The 23,609-nt window shown below is 67.2% G+C and carries 22 protein-coding genes and 1 riboswitch; of the genes, 13 read left to right on the plus strand and 9 right to left on the minus strand.

All coding sequences use genetic code 11. The features are described from left to right. The first annotated feature begins 41 nt into the window (after positions 1 to 41). The 3 genes from MKI84_RS07750 (at position 42) to MKI84_RS07760 (ending at position 5,347) form a co-directional block, all read left to right on the plus strand. Complete coding sequence (locus MKI84_RS07750) at positions 42 to 1,334, plus strand: class I SAM-dependent methyltransferase (protein ID WP_241618179.1); 1,293 nt, start codon at positions 42 to 44, stop codon at positions 1,332 to 1,334. Next, positions 1,334 to 4,129: a rhamnan synthesis F family protein gene (locus MKI84_RS07755; RefSeq protein WP_241618181.1), complete on the plus strand. Its 2,796-nt coding sequence runs from the start codon at positions 1,334 to 1,336 to the stop codon at positions 4,127 to 4,129. Before MKI84_RS07750 ends, MKI84_RS07755 begins: the two co-directional genes overlap by 1 nt. 84 nt (positions 4,130 to 4,213) lie before the next feature. Next, positions 4,214 to 5,347, plus strand: a complete 1,134-nt coding sequence (locus MKI84_RS07760) for an aminotransferase class I/II-fold pyridoxal phosphate-dependent enzyme (RefSeq protein ID WP_241618401.1) — start codon at positions 4,214 to 4,216, stop codon at positions 5,345 to 5,347. Between the two features lie 9 nt (positions 5,348 to 5,356). Here the strand turns inward: MKI84_RS07760 and MKI84_RS07765 are convergent, their stop codons facing one another. Further along, positions 5,357 to 6,322 carry a glycosyltransferase family 2 protein gene (locus MKI84_RS07765; protein WP_241618184.1) on the minus strand — a complete coding sequence of 322 codons (966 nt, stop codon included), beginning with the start codon at positions 6,320 to 6,322 and terminating at the stop codon, positions 5,357 to 5,359. Between the two features lie 3 nt (positions 6,323 to 6,325). Here MKI84_RS07765 and MKI84_RS07770 point away from each other — a divergent pair, with 3 nt between their 5' ends. The 7 genes from MKI84_RS07770 (at position 6,326) to MKI84_RS07800 (ending at position 11,827) form a co-directional block, all read left to right on the plus strand. Continuing rightward, the gene (locus MKI84_RS07770) at positions 6,326 to 6,634 is read left to right on the plus strand and encodes a hypothetical protein (RefSeq protein ID WP_241618186.1); all 309 of its coding nucleotides are present in this window, start codon (positions 6,326 to 6,328) and stop codon (positions 6,632 to 6,634) included. A gap of 136 nt (positions 6,635 to 6,770) precedes the next feature. Beyond that, positions 6,771 to 7,439 carry a PglD-related sugar-binding protein gene (locus MKI84_RS07775; protein WP_241618188.1) on the plus strand — a complete coding sequence of 223 codons (669 nt, stop codon included), beginning with the start codon at positions 6,771 to 6,773 and terminating at the stop codon, positions 7,437 to 7,439. 117 nt (positions 7,440 to 7,556) lie between these two features. After that, positions 7,557 to 8,765, plus strand: coding sequence for a pyridoxal phosphate-dependent aminotransferase (locus MKI84_RS07780; protein ID WP_241618190.1), 1,209 nt, complete (start codon positions 7,557 to 7,559; stop codon positions 8,763 to 8,765). 51 nt (positions 8,766 to 8,816) lie between these two features. Next, a complete protein-coding gene (locus MKI84_RS07785; RefSeq protein WP_241618192.1) occupies positions 8,817 to 9,995 on the plus strand; it encodes a two-component system sensor histidine kinase NtrB in 1,179 nt (392 codons plus the stop codon). 2 nt (positions 9,996 to 9,997) lie between these two features. Next, positions 9,998 to 10,615: a response regulator transcription factor gene (locus MKI84_RS07790; RefSeq protein WP_241618194.1), complete on the plus strand. Its 618-nt coding sequence runs from the start codon at positions 9,998 to 10,000 to the stop codon at positions 10,613 to 10,615. A gap of 128 nt (positions 10,616 to 10,743) precedes the next feature. Next, entirely contained in the window at positions 10,744 to 11,091 is a 348-nt protein-coding gene (locus tag MKI84_RS07795; protein ID WP_241618196.1) for a response regulator, read from the plus strand. A 94-nt stretch (positions 11,092 to 11,185) separates the two neighbouring features. Beyond that, positions 11,186 to 11,827 (plus strand): Crp/Fnr family transcriptional regulator, encoded by a 642-nt coding sequence (locus tag MKI84_RS07800; protein WP_241618199.1) that lies wholly within the window; start codon positions 11,186 to 11,188, stop codon positions 11,825 to 11,827. Positions 11,828 to 11,936: 109 nt separating this feature from the next. On the opposite strand, the gene hemN is transcribed toward MKI84_RS07800, so the two are convergent. After that, positions 11,937 to 13,256 (minus strand): oxygen-independent coproporphyrinogen III oxidase, encoded by a 1,320-nt coding sequence (gene hemN, locus MKI84_RS07805; protein WP_241618202.1) that lies wholly within the window; start codon positions 13,254 to 13,256, stop codon positions 11,937 to 11,939. A gap of 76 nt (positions 13,257 to 13,332) precedes the next feature. On the opposite strand from hemN, the gene MKI84_RS07810 reads away from it, so the two are divergent. Further along, the gene (locus MKI84_RS07810) at positions 13,333 to 14,448 is read left to right on the plus strand and encodes an AbrB family transcriptional regulator (RefSeq protein ID WP_241618204.1); all 1,116 of its coding nucleotides are present in this window, start codon (positions 13,333 to 13,335) and stop codon (positions 14,446 to 14,448) included. 109 nt (positions 14,449 to 14,557) lie between these two features. Here the strand turns inward: MKI84_RS07810 and hemA are convergent, their stop codons facing one another. The 7 genes from hemA to upp form a co-directional block, all read right to left on the minus strand. Beyond that, complete coding sequence (gene hemA / locus MKI84_RS07815; RefSeq protein WP_241618206.1) at positions 14,558 to 15,784, minus strand: 5-aminolevulinate synthase; 1,227 nt, start codon at positions 15,782 to 15,784, stop codon at positions 14,558 to 14,560. 134 nt (positions 15,785 to 15,918) lie between these two features. Next, on the minus strand, positions 15,919 to 16,428 hold the full coding sequence (locus MKI84_RS07820) for a hypothetical protein (protein WP_241618207.1): 510 nt from the start codon (positions 16,426 to 16,428) through the stop codon (positions 15,919 to 15,921). A gap of 139 nt (positions 16,429 to 16,567) precedes the next feature. Further along, entirely contained in the window at positions 16,568 to 17,788 is a 1,221-nt protein-coding gene (locus MKI84_RS07825; protein WP_241618209.1) for an agmatinase family protein, read from the minus strand. Further along, on the minus strand, positions 17,785 to 18,612 hold the full coding sequence (locus MKI84_RS07830) for an ABC transporter ATP-binding protein (RefSeq protein WP_241618211.1): 828 nt from the start codon (positions 18,610 to 18,612) through the stop codon (positions 17,785 to 17,787). Before MKI84_RS07830 ends, MKI84_RS07825 begins: the two co-directional genes overlap by 4 nt. Further along, a complete protein-coding gene (locus tag MKI84_RS07835; RefSeq protein ID WP_241618213.1) occupies positions 18,613 to 19,434 on the minus strand; it encodes an ABC transporter permease in 822 nt (273 codons plus the stop codon). Positions 19,435 to 19,460: 26 nt separating this feature from the next. Further along, a complete protein-coding gene (locus MKI84_RS07840) occupies positions 19,461 to 20,567 on the minus strand; it encodes a putative urea ABC transporter substrate-binding protein (protein ID WP_241618216.1) in 1,107 nt (368 codons plus the stop codon). A 100-nt stretch (positions 20,568 to 20,667) separates the two neighbouring features. Beyond that, positions 20,668 to 20,790: riboswitch (guanidine-I (ykkC/yxkD leader) on the minus strand. A gap of 249 nt (positions 20,791 to 21,039) precedes the next feature. Beyond that, positions 21,040 to 21,687, minus strand: coding sequence for a uracil phosphoribosyltransferase (upp, locus tag MKI84_RS07845; RefSeq protein WP_241618219.1), 648 nt, complete (start codon positions 21,685 to 21,687; stop codon positions 21,040 to 21,042). 237 nt (positions 21,688 to 21,924) lie between these two features. On the opposite strand from upp, the gene MKI84_RS07850 reads away from it, so the two are divergent. Together MKI84_RS07850 and MKI84_RS07855 are read left to right on the plus strand one after the other, a co-directional pair. Next, complete coding sequence (locus MKI84_RS07850) at positions 21,925 to 23,193, plus strand: GTP cyclohydrolase II (RefSeq protein WP_241618222.1); 1,269 nt, start codon at positions 21,925 to 21,927, stop codon at positions 23,191 to 23,193. 24 nt (positions 23,194 to 23,217) lie between these two features. Then, the gene (locus tag MKI84_RS07855) at positions 23,218 to 23,514 is read left to right on the plus strand and encodes an alkylphosphonate utilization protein (RefSeq protein ID WP_241618224.1); all 297 of its coding nucleotides are present in this window, start codon (positions 23,218 to 23,220) and stop codon (positions 23,512 to 23,514) included. The last annotated feature ends 95 nt before the right edge of the window (positions 23,515 to 23,609 follow it).

Consider the following 23,609-nt stretch of genomic DNA (forward strand, 5'->3'; position numbering starts at 1 on the left):
CGCGTAGGTGCCAGGGGGCAAGGGGGCAGGGCGTTTAGGATATGGGGGAAATATTTGAACGCACCGTGCCGGAAGGGGCGCTGGAGTGGACGGGCGAGCGCTTCACTTCGGGTGTCTCGGGTCAGATCGAGATCGAGCACATTCACCGCTATTTCCTGGCGCGCCTTCTTTCCAGGCAGTGCGACGTGGTGGATGTCGCCTGCGGCGAGGGTTACGGCAGCGCCCTGATGGCGCAGGTCGCTCGCTCGGTGGTCGGCATCGACATCTCCCAGCAGGCCGTCGACCATGCCAGCAGTGCCTACCGCGCCGACAATCTGCGTTTCATGGTCGGGGATGCCTGTTCGATCGATCTGCCCGATGCCAGCGTCGACCGCCTCGTCTCGTTCGAGACGCTTGAGCATTTCTATGATCATGACGCGTTCATGGAGCAGGCGCGGCGCGTGCTGCGTCCGTCCGGGCATCTGATCATCTCCTCGCCCGAGCGCGACATCTATTCCCCGCCGGGCCAGCCTGCCAATCCGTTCCATGTGCGCGAACTCACCCGTGCCGAGTTCGAGACCCTGCTGGGTAGGTATTTCACCCATGTGCAGGTGTTTTCGCAGCGTCCTATGATCGGTTCGGCGCTGATTGCGGACGATGGTGGGACACCGGGATTCGCGACCTTCGAGAAGCGTGGCCCTCATCATTACGAAAGCAATACCGGCCTGCCGCGGCCGCCCTATCTGATCGCCGTGGCGTCGATGGAGCCGTTGATCCCGGTGCCGAACTCGCTTTTCATCGATTCCAGCGAGATCGGCGACCTGATCGAGCGCGCGCGGCTGGCCGAGCTTTTCGAGTTCCAGCTGCGTGAGAAGATGGACGAAGCCTCCCGTCTCTCCGCCACGCTGGACGCGTATCGCTCTCAGGTCGAGGAAGCCCAGGTCATCGCCCGTCAGAGGCAGGCGAGCCTCGAGGTCGTTCGCAACGAGCTCGAGAGCGCCCGGCAGGAATGCGACATGCTGCGGATGGCGGTGGAGCGTCCCTTCTCCTCCGACCGGGTGCTGGAGGTCGAGGCCCTGATCGCCGCCGCCGATTTCGAAATGAACGAATTGAGGGACCGGCACGATCAGTTGAGGCGCCAGCATGACGAACTCGGCGCCCGTCTGGAGGCGGCCCGGCAGGAGCTCAGCTCGGAGCGCGACGCGGCCACGCAGCGCGACGCCGAGCTCGGCTTCTGGAAGAACCGCTACGAGGCGCTGGATCGCCGCATCCACAAGCTCGTTCGCCGTTACGTCCCTCGAATGCTGCGGCCGAACGTGCGGCGTCGTGTGTTCGGCATCGACGGAGAGGGCTGATGCTGGCGGGCAGGGCGGGAGAACTGGTTGCCTTGTCGGCCCGTCTGCTGGCGGGATCGCCGCGCTTCGATCGCGAGGGCTATGCGCGGGCTGCCGGGCTGGAGCCCGACGCGGATCCGGCAGAGCATTACGTGACGCGTGGCTGGCGTGAGGGGCTGGAGCCTCTGTTCGACGTCGAGACGCATTATCTGCGTCCCTATCTCGTCGCCGCCGGCGTGGCGCTGCCGCCCGCCGTCGCGTGGCTCGAATTCGAGCACATGGGCGCGCCTCTTCCGTTCGTCGAGGCGCATTCGCACTATCTCGCAGGTGAGGTGCGCGCGAGCCCCCTGTTCGACGAGGCCTATTATTCCGGCGGGGTGCCGCGCGACCTCGACGCGGCACTGCATTATGTGCTGGTCGGCGAGCGTTTCGGCAGCCGGCCATCGGCCAGCTTCGACCCGAGCTATTATCTCGAAGCCAATCCGGATCTGCATCAGGTGCGCCCGCAGTCGTGCCTGCTGCTGCACTATGATCGCCATGGCGTGGCGGAAGGGCGCCGCCGGCAGGCGATCGCCGAGGAGATGATCTTCGATCCGCTGCCGGATGACGAGCGGCCGGTCATCCTGCTCATCTGCCATGAGGCGTCGCGCACCGGCGCGCCGATACTGGGCTGGAACCTGATCGAACAATTGTCGGCCGATCACCGGGTCGTTTCCGTTCTGCTGCGGGGCGGGGATCTGGAGCCCAATTTCCGCGCGGTGGCCGCGGCCTCGACCACGCCGCTCACCTGGGCCGATTGGCGTCCGGTCGAGATGCGGCATTTGGCCGAGCGCCTCGTGAGGCACTATCGCCCGATCTACGCCGTCGCCAACAGCATCGAGACGCAGATCCTCGTTCCGGCACTGGCCCGGGAGGGTGTCGCCGTGGTCGCCCTCGTCCACGAATTCGCCTCCTATGTGCGGCCGCGAGAGAAGCTGTCCAACGTCTTCGACTGGGCGCACGACGTCGTATTTCCTGCACAGCTGGTGGCGGCCTCCTCGATGGAAACCGTCGCGGGGCTGGGCGAGCGCAACGGCATCCATGTTCTGGCGCAGGGACGTTCACAGATTCCGGGCCTGACGGGTCATCGGCCGGTGAGTTCGGCCGGCCCACTGCGCCCGCCGGGGCAGGAGAACGCGACCGTCGTTCTCGGCGCCGGCATGGTCCAGATGCGCAAGGGCGTCGATCTCTTCATCGAGGTCGCCGCGGTGACCCGGCGGTTGCGGCCGGACCTCGATCTGCGCTTCGTCTGGATCGGCCATGGCTATGATCCCGAGACCGACCTCAACTATTCGACCTATCTCCGCGAGCAGATCCGGCGCTCCAATCTCGGTGACAGTTTCCAGTTGCTCGACGCGGTCGACGATATCGAGGCGATCTACCGGCAGGCCGACATCTTCCTGCTGACGTCGCGGCTCGATCCGCAGCCCAATGTCTGCATCGACACCATGACGCTGGGCATTCCGACGGTCTGTTTCGAGGGCGGCGCCGGGACCGCGGAAGTTCTGGCGAGTGATCCCGCGACCGGCGGGCTGGTGGTGCCCTATCTCGACACCCACGCCGCAGCGGAAGCGATCTGGGCACTCGTGGACCAGCCGGAACGGCGGGCGCAGCTGAGCGAGGATCTGGCCCGGCTGGCGCGGGGTACCTATGACATGCCGTCCTATGCGGCACGGATCGCCGAGATAGGACGGCGTGCCTCCCACAGCCTGCGGTGCGAGGATGCCGTGCTGCTTGGCGCTCCGGGAATTATCGACCCCACCCTGCTGTTCGCCCCTCATGACCGCCGGCCACCGGCTTCCGAATGGGCCGCCACCGCGATGCTTCGCTGGAAATTGTGGAACGGGATCGAAGCGTCTGCGAAGGGTGGCGACGTTCGGCGGCCATTCCGCCGGGCGCGGGCCGGATTCCATCCCACAGTTTATGCACAGGCGCATCCTGAGGCCTGCATCGACGAGGCGCGCGATCCGCTGGCGCACTGGGTCGAGGCGGGGCAGCCCGTTGGTCCCTGGAGCCGGCGTGTTCTGCTGCCGCGCCCGCGGGCCGGCGCCGCCGCCTCGACGATCGCGCTGCACGGGCATTTCCATTATCCCGAGCTGATCGACGATTTCCTGTATCGCCTGTCCTGCAACGACACGACGGCGGATCTGTTCATCACGACGGATTCGCCCGAAAAGGCCGCCGAACTCGCCATCGCGCTGGCCGGCTACCGGGGCCGGTGGGATGTCCGCCTCTGTCCCAATCGCGGCCGCGACATCGGACCGTTCCTGACCGGACTGGCCGATATTCTCAGCGCAGGGACCTACGAGGTCGTGGGCCATCTGCACGCCAAGCGCAGCCTGGGCGTGGATGCCGCGATGGGCGAGCGCTGGCGTGGCTTCCTGTGGGAAAATCTCGTCGGCGGCCGCTACGCGATGCTGGACCGGGCGGCGCAGGCCTTTGACGAGGACGAGACGCTCGGGCTTGTCTTCGCGGAAGATCCCCATGTGGTGGGCTGGAACGACAATCGCGCGGCGGCGACGGATCTGGCCCGGCGCATGGGCATGAAGGATCCCCTGCCCGCCTTCTTCGACTTTCCGCTCGGGACGATGTTCTGGGCAAGGCCACGCGCATTGCAGCCCCTTCTCGACCTCGCCCTGGATTGGACGGATTATCCGCCCGAGCCCTTGGCGGGCGACGGCACGCTGCTTCACGCGATCGAGCGACTGATACCGCTGGTGACGGCCCAGGCCGGCTTTACAGTGGCCGGGCTGCGCGTGCCCGGTACGAGTTGGTGACGGGTTGGGGCTCGCACCCCGGCGGCCATTCGGGCCGCGGGCGCCGGGCGGGCCTATAAGAGCAAGGGCGGGAGAGCAGACGTGATGTCCATTCCGGCGAAGAGCGCTGTTCCGGTCGCCTCCTACCAGTATCCCTTCGTCCGGCCTCGGATTCCCCGTCTCGCCGAGATCGAGCCCGAGCTCGATGTCTCGCGCAGTTCGGGCTTCTTCACCAATTTCGCGCCGGCATCGCTGCGGCTCGAGCAGGCCGTCGAGCAGAGTTTCCTGAGCGGCTCCTGCGCCGTCACGGCAGGAAACTGCACGGCCGCCCTGACCGCGGCGTTGATCGCGACCCGGCGAAAGGGGCCGGTGCTGGTTCCGGCCTTCACCTTTCCGGCGACCGTGTCGGCGGTGAGGGGCGCGGGACTTGCGCCCATTGTCGGGGATGTCGATCCCATGACCGGCGTGCTCGATCCCGGCGCGCTCGATCACTGCATCAGGACCCATGGCTGCGATGCGGTCATCGTCGTGCGGCCTTACGGCATCTGGTCGGATCTCGGAGAGCTGGCGGAAATCTGCCGCCGGGCCGGTGTCGTCCTCATCATCGACAATGCGGCCGGTCTCGGCGTCGCGCGCGAGGTCGTCGCCCGTTTCGCCGTCGAGGATGCGATCGAGGCGTTCTCGCTGCACGCGACCAAGCCGTTCGGTGTCGGCGAGGGCGGCCTCATCTCCTGTCCGTCGCCGCTGGTGGCCAACATCCGCTCGGCGCTCAATTTCGGCCTGTGGATGCTCGGCGACCTGAAGCCGGGTGAGGGTATCAACGGCAAGATGGACGATGTGACGGCCGCGATGGCGATCGTGGTCGGCCGCCATCTGCCGGCCCGGATCCGGGAGCGCCAGCGGATGGCGGCGCTGTATAATCGCTGGGCGCTCAAGGCGGGGCTGGAGACATTCGTCGCGCCGGGCGAAGAGGGCCTGTCGCCCTGGCAGTGCTTTGCCCTGCGCCTGCCGGAAGGCGTCAGCGCGGCCGGCATCTCCGCCCATTGTGCCGCCGCCGGCCTCAGCGTGCGCCGCTATTACCACCCGCCCGTGTCGCTCTCCTCGGTCCGCGAGCCGATCCGCAACGCCGAGCGGCTTTCGGAGCGAGCTCTGTGCCTGCCGGTCTATGATGGAGAGGACGTCGCCAGCGCCGGGGATATCTGGGCGATCTTCATCGAGGGCGTGAGGCTGTTCTCCTGAGCCTGCCGATCACTCCAGATAGGCTTCGCCGGGCACAGGCTGGTACGGCGCCCGGCGCGGAAAGTGGTGGTAGTAGGTGAGAGCCTCGTCCACGAAGTGCAGGCGCGGGCGCAGATGCTTCATGCGGCGAAGGCTGTGCCAGTCCCCTGGCTCATTGGAGCGATAGGCGTGGATGTCGCCTGAGAGCTTCAGAAAGAACTCGTGGTACAGGCACATTCCCAGGCCAATCTGCGAGAAGGCGAAGGTTCCATTGCCGGCTTCCTGCCAGCTTGCGTCGGGGTTCTCCTGCCAGAATTTGTGCCACACGATGTCCGCCCGGTTCTGCTGGGCGGCGGCCACCACCTTCTCGATCCGGCTGTCGGCGTAGGCATCGTCCTCGTCGAGATGCGTGATGAACCGGCCTCGGGCAAATTGCCGGGCGAAATTGGCGGGCGTGGTGCCAGCCACGCGCCAGCGATCGGGGCCGGGCGCGGGATAGATCGATGGCTTGTCGAGATTGTAGAATTCGATGCGAGGATCGCCGAGACCACGCACGCGCTCCTCGGTGTCGTCGGTGCAGTGATCCCCGACGATGATGACCTGGAGACGGCTGTAGGTCTGCTTCCGGATCGAGGCGAGGCAGCGCTCGAGCAGCAGCTCGGCGCGGTTATAGGTCGAGATGCAGATGGTAACGAGCGGTTCGGCTTCTTCGAAGGCGCTCTGATAGTCCGGCGTTGCCCGCGCGGCATGGAACGCCTCGCGCATCGGCCCGAGCCCTTCGATCTCACCCAGCGCGTAGTCCAGCCGGAGCACCTCATGCGCCTGGAGTTCGCGCAAGCCCCGGTTTTCGAGCTGGAGCGTGGCCAGACGTCCCTCGACCGTCTGCGAGAAACTCGACACGACGTTTTCGAGATGCGTGACCCGTTCGAACAGCCCCTGGTTCTCCAGCTGGAGCGTGGAAAAGCGCCCCTCGACCGTCTGCGAGAAGCTCGACACGACATGTTCGAGATGCGCGACCCGCTCAAAGAGTGGTGGAAGCAGCGCCTCCTGGTCGGCCAACTGCTGGCGCAGGCTGTCGATCGGGGAGGGCGGTTCTGGCACGGCAGGGGCGGCGATCTGTGCCTTGTGGCGCTTTTTGACTCCGAACCAACGTCTAAGCAACGTGTCACCCCATTCCCATTTGGCGTCTTTTTATCGGCCGGGAGCATTAGGCAAAAGCCACCCGAATATTACATCATGCCGTACAGGCGAGGCAAAGCAATCGCCGCCCGCAATGTTGTCGCGCCCTGGTTCGAACGCCCGCACTGAAGCGGCCGCGCGGGGATGCATGAGATCGGGCGGGGAGGCGCATGGGGTCGTTCCGTGCGGCCTGAACTGCTATACCCGCAACACCCGCCGGTACGGGCGCGGAAGGTCGATGGTCGAATGACGCGGAGAAAAAGTGGTGTTGCCTAAACTGGCGATTTACGGCGCGTCCGGGCAGGCTCGCGCGCTTGTCAGCATGATCGTGGACATCTACGCGGAAGCGGAAATTGTCGGCTTCATCGACGACATGGAGGGCGACCGCGGGCAGACCGTGGACGATGTGCCGGTGATCAGCTTCGAGACCTGGCGCGCAATGGAGCCTCGGCCGCCCATCTTCATCTCGCTCGGCCGGACCTCCGATCGCCGCCGCCTCGCGGCCCGCGTCGAGGAAGCGGGCGGCACCTTGATGGATTTCCGTCCGCTGATGGCGCAGCGATTTCCCCGCGTCACCCTCGGCCTCGGCTCGCTGATCGGCATTCCCAGCTATGTCGGGCCGAACACCACGATCGGCCGCAACATCCAGGTCATGCCGATGTGTTCGGTCGGCCACGATGTGGTGATCGGCGACAATTGCATCTTGTGCCCGTCCGCCACCATCTCCGGCTATGTGGTGCTGGAGGACGGCGTGTTTGTCGGCGCCGGGTCCACCATCATCAATGGTCGCCCCGGCCGCCCGCTGGTCATCGGGCGGGATGCCACCATCGCCACCGGCGCGGTGGTGACGAAATCCGTGCCGCCGGGCGTCGCGGTGATGGGCAATCCCGCCCGTCCGCTGCGCGAACTCGCCCGCGATCGCCGCAAGGGGTGAATCGCCGGTCGCCCAGTTCCTTCGGGCGCTGGACGGCCGACAGCTTTTGATGGCAAGGGGAACCGTGGAGGCGCAAAATCCGCTGCGTCGACGCTCTCCGATCAACCGAGTTTTGTCATGTCCGCCCAGCCCGCTCCCTTCGTCACTCCCCCCTCGCTGCTCGATCATGTCCGTCCGCAGGCGCTTGCCGTTCCGGGGAGCGGCATCGTCGAGGTGATGAATTACGGCCGGGAGCGGCCCGGCATGATTCCGCTCTGGGCCGGGGAGGGCGATCTGCCGACGCCGTCCTTCATCGCGGAGGCGGCGACACGCTCGCTGGCGGCGGGCGAGACCTTCTACACCTGGCAGCGCGGCATTCCTGAGCTGCGCGCCGCCATCGCCCGCTACATGGCCGGGCTCTACGGCATCCCGAACGATCCCGAGCGCTTCTTCGTCACCGGCTCGGGCATGCAGGCGATCCAGATCTGCATCGCCGCCACGCTCTCGGCCGGTGACGAGATCCTCATCCCGTCGCCGTCCTGGCCGAACGCGGCGGCGGCGGCGCAGGTGATGGGCGCCAATCCGGTGTTCGTGCCGTTCGCCTTCGACGAGGCCGCCGGCTTCTCGCTCGACCTCGGCCGGCTGGAGGATGCCGTCACCCCGCGCACGCGGGCGATCTTCATCAATTCGCCGGCTAATCCGACCGGCTTCGTCGCCCCGCTCGACACGCTGCGCGGTGTGCTCGACATTGCGCGCCGCCATGGGCTGTGGATCATCGCCGACGAGATTTATGGCCGCTTCTACTATGAGGCGGGCGAGGGCGGCGTCGCGCCGTCGTTCCACGAGGTGATGGAGCCGGAAGACCGGATCCTGTTCGTGCAGACCTTCTCCAAGAACTGGGCGATGACCGGCTGGCGGCTCGGCTGGATCGAGGCGCATCCCAGCCTCGGCAATGTCATCGCCAACCTGATCCAGTACTCCACCTCGGGCGTCGCCCCGTTCATGCAGCGCGCCGGCATCGCTGCGATCGAGCGCGGCGAGAGCTTCGTCGCGCACCAGATCGAACGGGCGCGGCGCGGGCGTGACATCGTGGCCGACGGGCTGCTGGCCACTGGCCGGGTCACGCTCGCCCGACCGCCGGGCGCGTTCTACCTGTTCTTCGGCGTTCACGGTCAGCGCGACATGCGGGCCCTGGCGCTGACGCTGGTGGACGAGGCCAATATCGGCCTCGCGCCCGGCACCGCCTTCGGTCCCGGCGGCGAGAACTACATCCGGCTTTGCTTCGCCCGTGGCGAGGCGCAGCTGGTGGAAGCGACCAACCGGCTGGCGGCTTGGCTCACCCGCTGATCCTGGCGCGAACGGGTTGCGGACCGGCAGGATGCAACGCAAAGTGTTGCGATGAAGGACATTCAGAGCGATTCCAGCGAGATCGGCCCGCCCACCGTCTCCGAGGCCCGGCTGCTGTCGGTGCTGGACACGGCGGCGGACGGCATCATCGTCATTGACGAAGCCGCGCGCATCCTCGTCTTCAACAAGGCGTGCGAGGCGATGTTCGGCCTGCCGGCGGCTGATGTGCTGGGTGAGAACGTCAAGATCGTGATGCCCACGGAATATGCCGTGGAGCATGACAGCTACATCAGCAACTATATCGGCACCGGCGTGAAGAAGATCATCGGCATCGGCCGCGAGGTGCGCGGCCGGCATTCCGACGGCACGATCTTCCCGCTGGAGCTTTCGGTCGGTGAGGCGCAGACCCCGGCGGGGCGCCAGTTCATCGGCATCCTGCGCGATTTGCGCCCGCGCAAGGAAAGCGAGCAGCGCCTCGCGGAATTGCAGAGCGAACTGGTGCATCTCGCCCGCGTCTCCGCGATCGATGAGATGGGCGCGGCCATCGCCCATGAGCTGAACCAGCCGCTCACCGCGCTGCTGCTGTATCTTCAGGCGGTCCGCCGGGCCCATGCGCGCGGCATCGATATCAACGCGCAGGTCGGCGACATCCTGGACAAGGCGGCGGGCGAGGCCGAGCGTGCCGGCCACATCATCCAGCGCATGCGCCAGTTCGTGGAGAAGCGCGAGCCCGAGCGCCATCTGCGCCAGCTCGACCCGCTGATCGACGACGCGATCGACCTGACCCTGCTCGGCCAGCGCCACCGCATCCGCATCGACCGCGAACCGGCGCCGGTATTGCCGCCGGTGATGGTCGATCCGGTGCAGATCCAGCAGATCGTGGTCAATCTGGTGCGCAACGCGATCGAGGCGGCGACGCAATGCGGCAATGGCAACGAGCCGGCGATCCGCATCGTGACCCGCCGCACCGGGGCCGATGTGCGGCTGGACGTGCACGATAACGGACCGGGCATCGCGCCGGAGGCGCTGCCCAAGCTGTTCCAGGCCTTCGCCAGTTCAAAACGTCGCGGCATGGGCCTCGGGCTTGCGATTTCCCGAACGATCGCCCAGAACCACGGAGGCGATCTTACGGTCGATCCGGGTGGAAATGGTAGCGGAGCCTGCTTCTCGCTGGTGCTGCCAGCTGCCCCGGATACGATGGCGAACCAGGCTGGGGAAGGGAGCGTTTGACAATGGCGAACATGGGAGAAGTCTTCGTCGTCGATGACGACCCGGCGGTTCGCGATTCCCTCTCGCTGGTGCTCAGCCTCGAAGGCTACCATGTGCGCGGCTTTTCCGACGGCGCCGCCTTCCTCTCGGCCGCGCGCTCGCATGTGCCTTCCTGCATCGTGCTCGACGTGCACATGCCCGGCCGCTCCGGCCTCGACATCCTCAAGGAACTGGAAGCCGACCGCTATCCGGCGCCGATTTTCATCATTTCCGGGCAGGGCGACATTCCCATGGCGGTCGACGCGATTCGCCATGGCGCGCTGGATTTCATCGAGAAGCCGTTCGATGCCGACACCGTGGTCGAGCGCGTGCGCGACGCGATCGAGGCGCACCGGCGGCGCGCCGATGGCGAGCCGGGCGATTTGCTCACCGCCCATTTCCCCGGCCATGACCTGCTGACCCCGCGCGAGCGCGAGGTGCTGGTGCAGATCGCGTCCGGCGCCTCGAACAAGGAGGCGGGCCGGGTGCTCGGCATCAGCCCCCGCACCATCGAGGTGCACCGCGCCCGCATCATGGAGAAGCTCGGCGCCAAGAACGCCGCCGATCTCGTGCGCATCGTGCTCAAGGATATCCGGGCCTGAGGCGCGGGCCTGAGCTGCGTGATCGATGCGTGCCTGCTGCAATTCTCACCTGCGGCCTTCGCATTCCTACGAATTGCCGCTGACGGCCCGCCTGTCCCAAGTTCGGGAGCAAACAGCGGGAGAGAATCTTGCGGGTTCATGTGGTGGAGGATGATGACGGGGTGAGCGATTCGCTCAACCTCATCCTTGGCAATCTCGGGCATGAGGTGGTGATGCACCGCGACGCGGAAAGCCTGTTCCGTGGTGTGCCGCCGGCGGGCTCGGATGCCGTCATTGTCGATCTCAGCCTTCCGGGCATTTCCGGTGCGCAGGCCGTGCGCTGGCTGCTCGGGCTTGCCTCGCCGCCGCGCGTGGTGGTGATCAGCGGCCAGTCGCAGTCGGCCATCGACCACCAGATGCGCGGCCTGCATCCGGCGTGGCTGGTGCGCAAGCCGCTCGATGTCGAGACCCTGACCCGCGCCCTCCCCATGGAATGAGCCGGCTGCGGGGTTTTCCTTACGCAGCCCACCGAACTGTGCGCCGCCGCAACCCGCCGTAAGGTTTGCGACAGATCAAACAGGGAAGAGGCACATGCGCCAGCTCATCGAAGAACGCACCGGCAGTCCTTTGCGTTCGGTGTCTTCGGCCGACCCCCATTTTCCGCTGATGCGCGTGGCCGCCCATGTCACCCTGCTGCATGAGGGCGACCCCGCCCGGCGCATCATGGAAGTGATGGACGGCGCCGTGATGCTGACCAAGCTCCTGCCCGATGGGCGCCGCCAGGTGGTCGAACTGCTCGGCCCCGGCGACGTGTTCGGGCTCGCCTGCGACGAGGCATATGCCTGCTCGGCCGAGACGCTGACGCCCTCCACCATCAATGCCCATGAGCGCAGCGCGCTGGAGCGCGATCCGGCGCTCGCGGCCCGGCTGCTGCGTCGCTTCGAAGCCCAGCTCTGCTCGATGCACGCCCACGCGCTGGTGCTCGGCCGCATGTCGGCGCTGGAGCGCGTCGCCTTCTTCCTCACCCGTCTCGCACCCGAAGGTCTGGGCAGCGGCACGCTGCACCTCTCGATGACCCGGCAGGAGATCGCCGATTTCCTCGGCCTGACGCTGGAGACGGTGAGCCGCGCCTTTTCCGAGCTGAAGCGGCGCGGTCTGGTCGCTCTGCTGCGCGCCGACGAGGTGCGCATTCAGGATCGCGGCAGTGTGCGGCGTCTCGCGGGCGCCGCCTGACCGCGCCTGTTTCCAGAGCCATCGCCTTCCCACCTGCGCCCCGCGAAAGCGGGGCGTTTCGTTTTGAAGACGCGAAGCCGGAAAGGTCGCCCGCGAACGGGCTCCCACCTCACACAGCCATGGAATGCTGGCCCTTGCCGGCCTGAAGCCGGGCGTCGAGCGCAGCGGCGGCCAGACGCACGAAGGGGCGCCCGCTCGGTGTCATGGCGATATGGCCGCCGTCCAGCTTCAACAGTCCGTCGGCGGCGAGCGGCTCCAGTTGCGGCGCGGCCTCGCGCAGCAATTCCTCGTCAAGATCGACTTCGAGGTCGCACATCAGGCGCTCGATCAGCGCCCCGCGCCTTATGTCGTCGGGCGTGAAGGCGACGCCGCGCACGGTGGCGAATCCATCGGCGTCGATGGCGCGCATATAGCCGGCTGAATCCGGCGCATTCTGGGTGAAGCCCTGCGGAAACCGGCTGATGGCGGAAGCCCCGAGCCCGATCAGCGCGTCGGCCTGGTCCACCGTGTAGCCCTGGAAATTGCGGCGCAGCCGGCCCGCGCGCGCGGCGAGCGCCATCGGGTCGTCGGGCCGGGCGAAATGGTCGAGGCCGATGCCGGCATAGCCGGAGCCGATCAGCGTCATCCGCGCCGCTTCCGCCTGTTCGAGCCGGGCGCTCGCGCCGGGAAGAGCCTTCTCGTCGATCAGCTTCTGATTCGGCCGCGCCCATGGCACATGTGCGTAGCCGAACAGGGCCAGACGCTCCGGCGCCAGCAGCACGGCGAGCTGCGCGGTGCGGCGCACGTCGCGCTCCGTCTGGTGCGGCAGGCCGTACATCAGGTCGAGATTGATCGCGCTCAGCCCCACCTCGCGCAGCATCGTCACTGTGCGCTCCACCACCGCGAACGGCTGGATACGCCCGATCGCGCTTTGCACATGGGCGCTGAAATCCTGCACGCCGAGGCTGGCGCGGTCGACGCCGATCGCGGCCAGCGCGTCGGCGAGTTCGGGCGTGGTTTCGCGCGGGTCGAGTTCAATGGCGTGCTCGGCGAGGCGCGACAGGTCGAAGCGCTCGGCGATGCGCTCATGGAGATGTTTGAGCATGTCGGGCCCGAGATGGCTCGGCGTGCCGCCGCCCCAGGCGATATGCGTCACCGCCCGCCCGCCGGCCCGCTGCGCGATCAGTTCGATCTCGCGCTCCAGCCGCTCGGCATAGGCCGCGACCGGCTCGTGCCGCCGCGTCGCCTTGGTGGTGCAGCCGCAATAGAAGCACAGCGAGGCGCAGAACGGGACGTGGAGATAGAGCGACAGCGTGGCCTCGTCCGGCAGCGCCGCCAGCCAGTCGCCATGGCTCTGCGGCCCGACATCGGCCGTGAAATGCGGCGCGGTCGGGTAGGAGGTGTAGCGCGGAACCGCACGCTCGGCATGGAAAAGCGATGATCTATGCATGAAGCGAAATTGACCCGAACCGGCATTGGGCGCATTGATCCGGCTCAAACATTCCCTGCTTCGCACCTCTGCTGTGATGCCGTTGCCTTCCTTTTTCCGCTCAGCCGATTACACGCCCCGCAAGCTGGGCTGGATTGCGGTCACGCTGGCGCTGGCCTTTGCCGGCGGTGGCGTCGCGGCCGCTCTCGGCCTGCCGGTCGGCTGGCTCTCCGGCGCGCTGGTGGCGACGGCGGTCGCCGCGCTGTGCGGGGCCCCGGTCGGCATCAACCATCATATGCGGATGGCGATCTATGTCGTGCTCGGCACCTCGATGGGCTCGGCGCTGTCGCCCGAGACCTTCAAGGGCATCGCGACCTGGCCGTTCACCATGGTGGTGTTGCTGGTCTCCGTGCCGGTGATGATGGGCGCGGTCATGGTCTATCTGGAAAAGGTCGCGGGGTGGGACCGGCGCAGCGCGTTCTTCGCGGCGGCGCCGGGCGCGCTGTCCGCCGTGCTCGCCATGGCGGAAACCAGCGGGGCCGATACGCGGCGCGTGGTGTTCGGCCAGTCGCTGCGGCTGTTCATCCTGGTCGCGCTGCTGCCCGCGGCGCTCGGCGGGCTGGGGCATGAGCCGGCGGGAACGCTGCCGATCAACCCGGTGGTGCCGGACTGGACCAGCCTGGTCCTGTCGCTGCTGGTCGGCATTGGCGGCGCGTTCCTTGCGGAAAAGCTGCATTTTCCCGGCGGCGCCATGGTCGGTGCGATGCTCGCGAGCGGTGCCGTGCATGCGTTCGGCCTGATCGAGGGGCGGCTGCCGGACCTGTTCCTCATCATCGGCTTCGTGACGTTGGGCGCCAATGCCGGCACCCGTTTCGCCGGCACCCGGCTGGAGACGCTGCGCCGCTTCTTCGTCGACGCGCTTGCGGCCTTCTTCATCGCCACGGCGGTGGCGGTGGCGTTCGCGGTGCTGGGGGCGTGGCTGTCGGGCGAGCCCTTGACCAAGGTGCTGATGGCCTATGTGCCCGGCGCGCTGGAGGCGATGACCATCATGGCCTTCGTGCTGGGAATGGACCCCGCCTTCGTGGCCGCGCATCATCTCGCGCGCTTCCTGCTCCTCGCTTTGCTGATCCCGGTGGTGGCCCGGCTGATGTTCGGCGCGGCGGCGGTGCCCTCGGAGGATGTCGATCTGGACCGCACCGAGCCCAAGGACTGAGCCCAGACCCGGACTTAGCCCAAGCCCGGACTGAGCCCCGCCCCGGGCTGAGCCCAGGCCCTGACCGGTTTCCCGCCCCTGACTGAGTTCCTGCCCGGAAAATCCGGCCTTATTCCGCCGCCTGTGCGCGGGCGATGAAGGGCAGGCCGAGCCGGCTCCACACATCCACCAGCGCGGCGGCCAGCGCGGCGACCTGCGCGTCGTCATGGCAGGGGCCGGGGGTGATGCGCAGCCGCTCGGTGCCGCGCGGCACGGTGGGGTAGTTGATCGGCTGGATATAGATGCCGTGGTCGCTCAGCAGCATGTCGCTCGCCGCCTTGCAGGCTTCGGCATCGCCGACCATCACCGGAACGATATGAGTGTCGGTGACCAGCTGCGGCAGGCCGGCGCGCTCCAGCGCGTCCTTGACCTTGGCGACCTGCGCCTGCTGGCGCGCGCGCTCGGCGCCGGAGTTCTTGAGGTGCCGCACCGAGGCCGCGGCGGCGGCCGCGACGGCCGGGGGCAGGGCGGTGGTGAAGATGAAGCCCGGCGCATAGGAGCGCACCGCGTCGATCACCGCGCGCTTGGCCGCGATGTAGCCGCCGACCACGCCGAACGCCTTGCCCAGCGTGCCCTCGATCACGTCGACCCGCTGCATCACGCCGTCACGCTCGGCGACGCCGGCGCCGCGCGGGCCATACATGCCGACCGCGTGCACCTCGTCGAGATAGGTCATCGCGCCGTAGCGCTCGGCAAGGTCGCAGATCGCACTGATCGGCGAGACGTCGCCATCCATCGAGTAGATGCTCTCGAACACCACCAGCTTCGGCCGGTCGCCGGCCGCGCGCAGCAGTTCTTCCAGATGGGCGAGGTCGTTGTGGCGGAAGATCTGCTTCTCCCGCCCGGCGTGGCGCACGCCCTCGATCATCGAATTGTGGTTCAGCTCGTCGGAGAGGATGACGCAGTCGGGAATGAGGCGCGCCAGCGTCGAGATGCCGGTCTCGTTCGAAATGTAGCCGGAGGTGAAGACGAGAGCGCCTTCCTTGCCGTGCAGGTCGGCGAGTTCGGCCTCCAGCTCGACGATGGCGTGGCTGTTGCCGGAAATGTTGCGGGTGCCGCCAGCGCCGGCGCCGGCCTCGCGCGCCGTGGCGCACATGGCCTCGATCACGTCGTCATGGCAGCCCATGCCGAGATAGTCGTTGGAGCACCAGATCACGATATCGCGGGGCCCTTGTGGGCCATGCCAGGTGGCGCGGGGAAAATGCGCGGTGTCGCGCTCGATTTCAGCGAAGGTGCGATAACGCCGCTCGCGCTTCAGCGCATCGACGGCATTCTCGAAATACTGCGTATAGTTCATGGCGCATCCACTCCGCCGCGCCAGCCTCTCGGGGCGGCGGGCATGACGGCACCATGAACTTTGGAGCCGTTCCGATCAACCCGCGAAAATCCCTACGCGGCGATCGGGCGCGGCTAATTGGCAAAACCGCCTGCTCACGTCTCCGCGAGCAGGCGCACCTGCGCCAGGTTGAGGGGTACCTGTTGGCGGCCGTCGAAATAGATGAAGCGCAGGCGCCGGCGCCGCGAGACCATGGCCGCCGGCAACGGGTCATAGCGGAAACTGCCGCCGCCCAGATGCGGCATCACCGCGCCGACATCGGTCACGTCGTCGGTTTCCACCCGCAGCAGGCTGATATGCCCCCCATCCTGCGTCACCGCGTCGAACGGCACGCGCGCGAGGCGCAGGAAGCTGGTCGGGTCGCTGGCGGAGGCGAAGCCCTCGACGAACGCCTTCTCCACCAGGTCGAGATCGGGCTCGGCATGGGCGTGGTCCGCATCTTCCGGCGGCTCCGGCAGATGCGGGGTCTGCCACTGCACCGCGCGCGGCAGGTGGCCGTGATTATGGGCGGGGGCATGGCTGTGGCTGTGGGGGTGGCCGTGCGAATGGCCGTGCGAATGCCCGCCGGCGCCATGGTCGTGATGGTGGTCGTGGCCGCGATGCATGGGAAACTCCTTGTCGAGATCCTCTCCCCGCGGGCAGAGGTGGCCGGCGAAGCGGGGCGGCGAGGGGCGCGAGTGCGCCGCGGCGCCGCTCCCTCACCACCGCCCTCTCCGCGAGGGGAGAGGGCGTGGCCTCGTTTCTTCAGAAGCTCACCGGCTTGTCGATGATCGATTTATGCGCGCCGAGCTTGCCATGGGCGACCATCGAGCCCAGCGCTTCCACGCAGACCCGGGTGGCGAACAGGGCGGTGATGTCGGAGGTGTCGTAGGGCGGGGAGACCTCGACCACTTCCAGCCCGCACAGCCCTTCGGCGGCGACCAGCCCGAGAATCTTCAGCGCCTCGCGCGGCAGGAAGCCGCCCGGCTCCGGCCAGCCGGTGCCGGGCACGAAGCCGCAGTCGATCGAATCGACGTCGAAGGAGATGTACACCGCGTCGGCGTCCTTCCAGGCCAGTTCCAGCGCGATCTCGGCGGTCTTCTCCAGCCCGATCTTCTCGATATCGTCAATGGTGAGCACGTTGGTTCCGCGCGCCCGTGCCTCCTGCACGCCGTAGCGCGGCACCTGCCAGCCGCCAATGCCGAGCTGGACCAGGTTCTTGGGCGAGACGTTCGGCAGATTGGTCGCCCAGTACCAGGGCGTGGTGTGCATGCGCTCGTCGAGATCCTTCTCCTGGCAGTCGATGTGCCGGTCGAAATGGATGATGCCGATGCGCTTGGAGGTGCATTCGGCGATGCCGCGCACGCAGGGAAAGCCGATCGAATGGTCGCCGCCCAGCATCACCGGCAGCGCGCCGGACGAGAAGACGTGGGAGACGCCCTTGGAAATCTGGTCGAAGCTCTTTTCGAGGTTGGCGGGAATGGTGAACACGTCGCCGACATCGCACAGCGTCATCTGCTCGCGCAGATCGACGCCGAGTTCGTAATTGTAGGGCGTGTAGAGCGCGGAGATGCGGCGAATGCCCTGCGGCCCGAAGCGGGTGCCGGGGCGATAGGTGGTGCCGCTGTCGAACGGAATGCCCATCACCGCCGCGTCGAATTTGCCGACATCGCGGACATTCTCGACATAGGGCGCCTTCATGAAGGTGTTGATGCCGGCGAAATGCGGCAGCTCGCCGCGCGCGAAGGTCGGGATCGACTTGTCGTTGATGGATTCGGCACCGGGCAGGCCCATGTCGAGCGCCCATTGCTGTTCCTTGCGCCAGCCCTGTTCGGAAAGACCCGCCTCGGCATCCAGCGACTTCCAGCCCTGCATGTCCTTGAGCTCGAAATTCGGGTGGTGGCGGCGCGCGCGTGGCGGGGTCGGCGCGAGGCCGGCGGCGCGGCGGGCACGGGAGGGAAGGGGTCGATGATGGAAGGCGTTCATGGATTGCTCCTCGCCGAAAGGTCCGCGCCGTCGCGGACGGAACTGGATGTTGCGCTCGGCCCGCCGTCGAGCGGACGGGAGAAGCCGAGCACCGGAACCGGGCCGTCCCGGGTCAGGTCGAGATCGTAGGTGATGTGGGCGCCGAAGCGGTTCGGCTCCTGCGGGTCGATGCGCTTCTTGTCGAGGGCGATCAGCCGGGTGCCGAGGCCGAACGCCTCCTTCAGGTCATGGGTGACCATGATCACCGTCATGCCGTGCTCGCGCCAGAGCGGCTTGATCAATTGGTGCATCTGGGTGCGGGTGCCGGGGTCGAGCGCGCCGAACGGCTCGTCGAGCAGCAGCACCTTGGGCTCCTTGGCGAGCGCCTGCGCGATGGCGAGGCGCTGCTGCTGGCCGCCCGAAAGCGCGCTCGGGTATTTATTGGCGTGCGGGCCGAGCCCCACGCCATCCACCAGCAGCTTGGCCTTTTCCAGCGCGCTGCGCCGGCGCGCGCCGAACAGCTTGGCGAGGAACGGGCTCTCGGCGAATTCATAGGACGCCAGCACGTTGCCGAGCACGGTGAGATGGGGAAACACCGAATAGCGCTGGAACACCACGCCGCGATCCGGCCCCGGCTCGGCGGGCAGCGGGGCGCCGTCGAGCGTGAGTGTGCCGCGTGTCGGCCGGTCCTGCCCCAGCACCATGCGCAGGAAGGTCGACTTGCCGCAGCCGGACGGGCCGACCACCGAGACGAAGGCGCCGGAGGCGATGTCGATATTGACGCTCTCCAGCACGATCTGGTCGCCATATTCGACCCAGACGTCGCGCACCTTGATCGCACTCATCTAGCGCCGCTCCCCGACATAGGCCCAGGGGAAGGCCCCGCGCGCGATCTTTGCCAGTGCGAGGTCGAGCACATAGGCCAGCAGCGTGATCCAGGCGACATAGGGGATGATCACGTCCATGGCGAGATAGCGCCGCACCAGGAAGATTCGGTAGCCGAGCCCGTTCTCCGCCGCGATCGCCTCGGCCGAAATCAGGAACAGGAAGGCCGGGCCGATGGAGAGCCGCAGCGCCTCCAGAAGGCGCGGCATCGCCTGCGGCAGGGCCACCCGCAGCACGGTCTGCCAGGTCGAGGCGCCCAGGGTCTGCGCCTTCACCATCTGCTCGATCGGGATCGCGCCCACGCTCATGGCGAGGTCGCGCACCAGGAAGGGCGCGATGCCGATCACGATCAGCACCACTTTCGACAGTTCGCCGAGCCCGAACACGATGAACAGGATCGGCAGCAGCGCCATGGGCGGGATCATCGACAGCACCGCCACCAGCGGGGCGAAGCCCGCCCGCACCAGCGGCAGCATGCCGAGCGCCAGCCCGATGACGAGACCGGTGAGCGTGGCGAAGCCAAGCCCCAGCCCGAGCCGCTGCAGGCTGGCGCCGGTGTCGGCCCACAGCACCAGCGTTCCGGTGCGCCGGTCCGGCTCGGTCGCCATGCGGGTGATGGTCGACGCCATTTCCGAGATCGGCGGCAGCAGCTTGTCGTCCGGGTTCACGGCCCGGCGTTCCGCCGAGCCGAGAATGTAGATGAAGACGAGGAGGGCGAATGGAAGCATGGCGAGCAGAACCCGTGCTCCCGGCCCCGGCACGATGTTCATGGCGCGACGCATGCGGCGACCCCCTGCCTTTGGGTGGCTCAGAGCTTGCCGTCGGCGGCCATCGCCATGAAGCTGTCGTCAAAGCGCAGCTTCACATTGTCCGGCGAGCCCAGCGTCACCCCGCCGGGGAACGCCATGCCGACCGCGTCCTTGCTCTTGGCGCCGTCGCCGAGCAGGCCGTGCTCGAAGGAGAACGAACTGACCAGATCCATGGTCTTGGGCAGCGCCGCGCTCTTGGTGAAGGCCACCGCCTCGGCGGGGGTAAAGAACATCTTGGTCGCGGCGAGCTGCGCGTCGTAGCCCGCGAGGTCGGTGCCGGACAGCTTGCCGAGTTCGGCGCGCACTTCCTTGCCCTTCTCGCCCGGGTCGGCGATCAGCGCCAGCGTCTCGTACCAGATGCCGACCAGCGCCTTGCCGAAGTCCGGATTGTCCTTCAGCGTCTCGCTGTTCACGCCGAGCATGTCGATGATCTCACCGGGAATCTGCGAGGAGTTGAACACCTTGTTGGCGCCCGGCTCGGCCTCGACTTCCGCCAGCAGCGGGTTCCAGGTCACCACCGTGGTGACGTCGGCCGACTTGAAGGCCGCCACCATGTCGGCGTCGGAGGTGTTGACTACCTTCACGTCCTTCTCGGCGAGGCCCGCTGTTTCGAGGGCGCGCGCCAGCAGATAGTGCGAGACCGAAAGCTCGACGAGGTTGATGCTCTGGCCCTTCAGCTCGGCCGGGGTCTTGGCGGTCTTCGAGACGATGCCGTCATTGCCGTTGGAAAAGTCGCCGATGATCACCGCCGTGGTATCGACGCCGCCGGCGGCGGGAATGGTCAGCGCGTCCATATTGGTCAGCGTCACGCCGTCGAACTTGCCGGCGGTGTACTGGTTGATGGATTCCACATAGTCGTTGATCTGGGTGACATCGATGGTGATGCCGTATTTGTCGGCCCATTTCTTGACGATGCCGGCGTCGGCGGCATAGGCCCAGGGCATCCAGCCGACATAGATCGTCCAGGCGATGTTGAAGTCCTTCTTCGGCGCGGCTTCAGCTGGCGCGAAGGAGAGGGCGAGGGCGGCCACGCCGGCCGCGCCGAGCGCCAGCGAACGCAACCGGGTGAAACGCAGTCGAGGGGCACGCTGGGTACGACAAAGCATCAGGGTCTCCCGTGTCTGCCGGGGCGGCCCGTGAGGATCAGCTCGGGGGAGAAGGCCGGGTGACATACCGGAGGCCTTCGCCGCGACGATCGTCGCACGAGCCTCCCGGGCTTTTATCCCGCCGTGGACCCGGCGAATGTGGTGGGACACCTGTCCCCCGCCGGGCTGTCCCTCTCGGTCCAGTCACGCCCTGTTCGGCGCCGGAACCCTAGGAACAACCAAAGGGTAGCGGTATTACCGCTTGAAATGGAAGCCTCTAATGTCGGCAATGCCGCCCTGTCCGCGCCGAAAATTTCGGCGCGGCGCCCGTGTCGCGGGCAGAATATCGTTCGGCGTTCCAGAAAAGCGAGACGTCAGACTGTATGAATAAGTTGTAGGAATATCATACGCACTGTTTTTCGCTGGGAACGTCCGAAGCGGACCGACGTAAAGCTAGCCCGGCGGGGGCGGGTTATTGCCGGGCGGCCGGATTTTACTTGGTGCCGAAAATGCGGTCGCCGGCGTCGCCGATGCCCGGCACGATATAGCCGTGATCGTTGAGGTGGCTGTCGACCGCGGCGGCGTAGACCGGCACGTCGGGATGGGCGTCGTGGAACACTTTCAGCCCTTCCGGGGCGGCGATCAGGCAGACGAACTTGATGGACTGGCAGCCGGCCGCCTTCACCTGGTCCACCGCCGCCGCCGCCGAATTGCCGGTGGCGAGCATCGGATCGACCACGATGGCGGTGCGCTCGGAAATATCGCGCGGCAGCTTGAGATAATATTCGACGGCCTGCAGCGACACCGGGTCGCGATAAAGCCCGACATGGCCGACACGGGCGGCGGGCAGGATTTCCAGCATGCCCTCCAGAATGCCGCCACCGGCGCGCAGCACCGAGACGAGGCACAGCTTCTTGCCGGCCACCACCGGCGCCTGCATCGTGGTCAGCGGGGTCTCGATCTCGATCATCTCCAGCGGCATGTCGCGGGTCACCTCATAGGCGAGCAGCATGCTGATCTCGCGCAGCAGCAGGCGGAACTCGTTCGCCGGGGTGCGCGAGCGGCGCATCAGCGTCAGCTTGTGCTGGATCATCGGGTGATCGACGACGAAGGTGTTGGAAGGCAGCACGGGCGCGTTCATTTTCTGTTTCTCACGGGACGCGTTGAAGAGGGTAGCTTCCCATAGGCACCGGGGTGCGCCAAGGGTGTTCGCCGGGTCGTGCCCAAGCGCGATACAAAAAACGGACCGTTTCGTCCGAAATTTTCGAATCACCGCCGGCTGACCCCCTTGCGGGCCGCGCCAAATCGCGCTCTCCTTCATTGCTTCCGAAACACCGGCGGCCGGAAGTTGTCTGGCCGGGCGAGAAGCGAGCGACACATGTCTGCCAATGCCGGCACCGGCGGCCGTTCCCGCAATCACATCGTCCTCACCTCCCATGGCGCCTCGACCGGCGTGTCCGGTTCGGCGCCGCTGCTGGACTGGGGGGCGCCCACGCCCGCCGCGCGCGGGCCGATCGTCGCGACCCTGACCGACCCCAAGCACCGCAATGCCATCGGCACCCATGCCGGCGGCTATGCGGTCTATCGGGCGCTGGCCATCGCCGCCGGCTCGCTGCCGGCCGATTTCAAGGCCGACCTCACCAACACCGCGCCGTCCGACGCCATCGGCCCGCACCCGCAATGGGGCGACCCGAAGAAGATCGTGTCGCTCGATCCATGGGGCCATGTCACCGGCGAGGTGTTCGCGGACGCCATCGCGGCCGGCATCGACGTGCGGCCCTCCATCGCCATCACCCGCGCCCATATCGACATGCCGGAAATCCGCGACGCCATCCGCGCCGGGCGGCTGAAGATTGACGGCGACATCATCGGCCCCAAGGGCGATGTCCGCGTCACCAAGGCGGCGATCGATCCGGTGTGGTACCTGCCGGGCATCGCCGAGCGCTTCGGCGTCACCGAGGGCGCGCTGCGCCGCGCGCTGTTCGAGCACACCGGCGGCATGTTCCCGGAACTGGTGACGCGGGGCGACCTCAAGGTGTTCCTGCCCCCGATCGGCGGCATGACGCTCTACATGTTCGGCGACGTGTCGAAGATCGGCGACGGCGTGACGCCGCTCGCCTGCCGCGTCCATGACGAGTGCAACGGCTCGGATGTGTTCTCCTCCGACATCTGCACCTGCCGGCCCTATCTCGCCCATGGCATCGAGATGTGCGTGGAGATGGCGCAGCAGGGCGGCACCGGCCTCGTGGTCTATAACCGCAAGGAAGGCCGGGCGCTGGGCGAGGTCACCAAGTTCCTCGTCTACAATGCCCGCAAGCGGCAGGAGGGTGGCGACCTGCCCGAGACCTATTTCAAGCGCACCGAATGCGTGGCCGGCGTGCAGGACATGCGCTTCCAGGAGTTGATGCCGGACGTGTTCCACTGGCTCGGCGTCGACCGCATCGACCGCTTCGCCTCGATGAGCGACATGAAGTTCAACGCGCTGGACCGCGCCGGCATTCAGGTCATCGAGCGTGTGCCGATCCCGGCCGACCTTATTCCCCTCGATGCGCGGGTTGAGATGGAAGCGAAGGTATCCGCCGGATATTACGGCGTCGGCTTCGACAGCCAGTACGACGCGACGCAGGGGCGCGGCCTTAAAGACTAAGGCCGGGCCGGAAACAGGAAGACCATGGCAGACGACGATTACGTTTATGACGAGGCGACGGGCGAGTGGCGCCCCGCCTCGGAGCTTGCGGCCGAGGCGGCCGCCGCCAGCGCGGTGCGCGACGCCTCCGGCAATCTGCTCGCCGACGGGGATTCGGTGGTCCTGATCAAGGACCTCAAGGTGAAGGGCGCCGGCCAGACCCTGAAGCAGGGCACGGTCATCCGCTCGATCCGCCTCACCGACAACCCGGAAGAGATCGACTGCCGCCACGACGCCATCAAGGGCCTCGTGCTGCGCACCGAATTCGTGCGCAAGCGCTGAGGCGTCCCACGCGGCGCTGGCGGCGATCCGCCCGCCCCGCCCCTCATGATCCCGGAGCCGCGCCGCGATCCGGGATTGGTTGTCTTCCCCTATCG

The sequence above is a fragment of the Ancylobacter gelatini genome, from assembly GCF_022601675.1.
Lineage (GTDB): Bacteria > Pseudomonadota > Alphaproteobacteria > Rhizobiales > Xanthobacteraceae > Ancylobacter > Ancylobacter gelatini.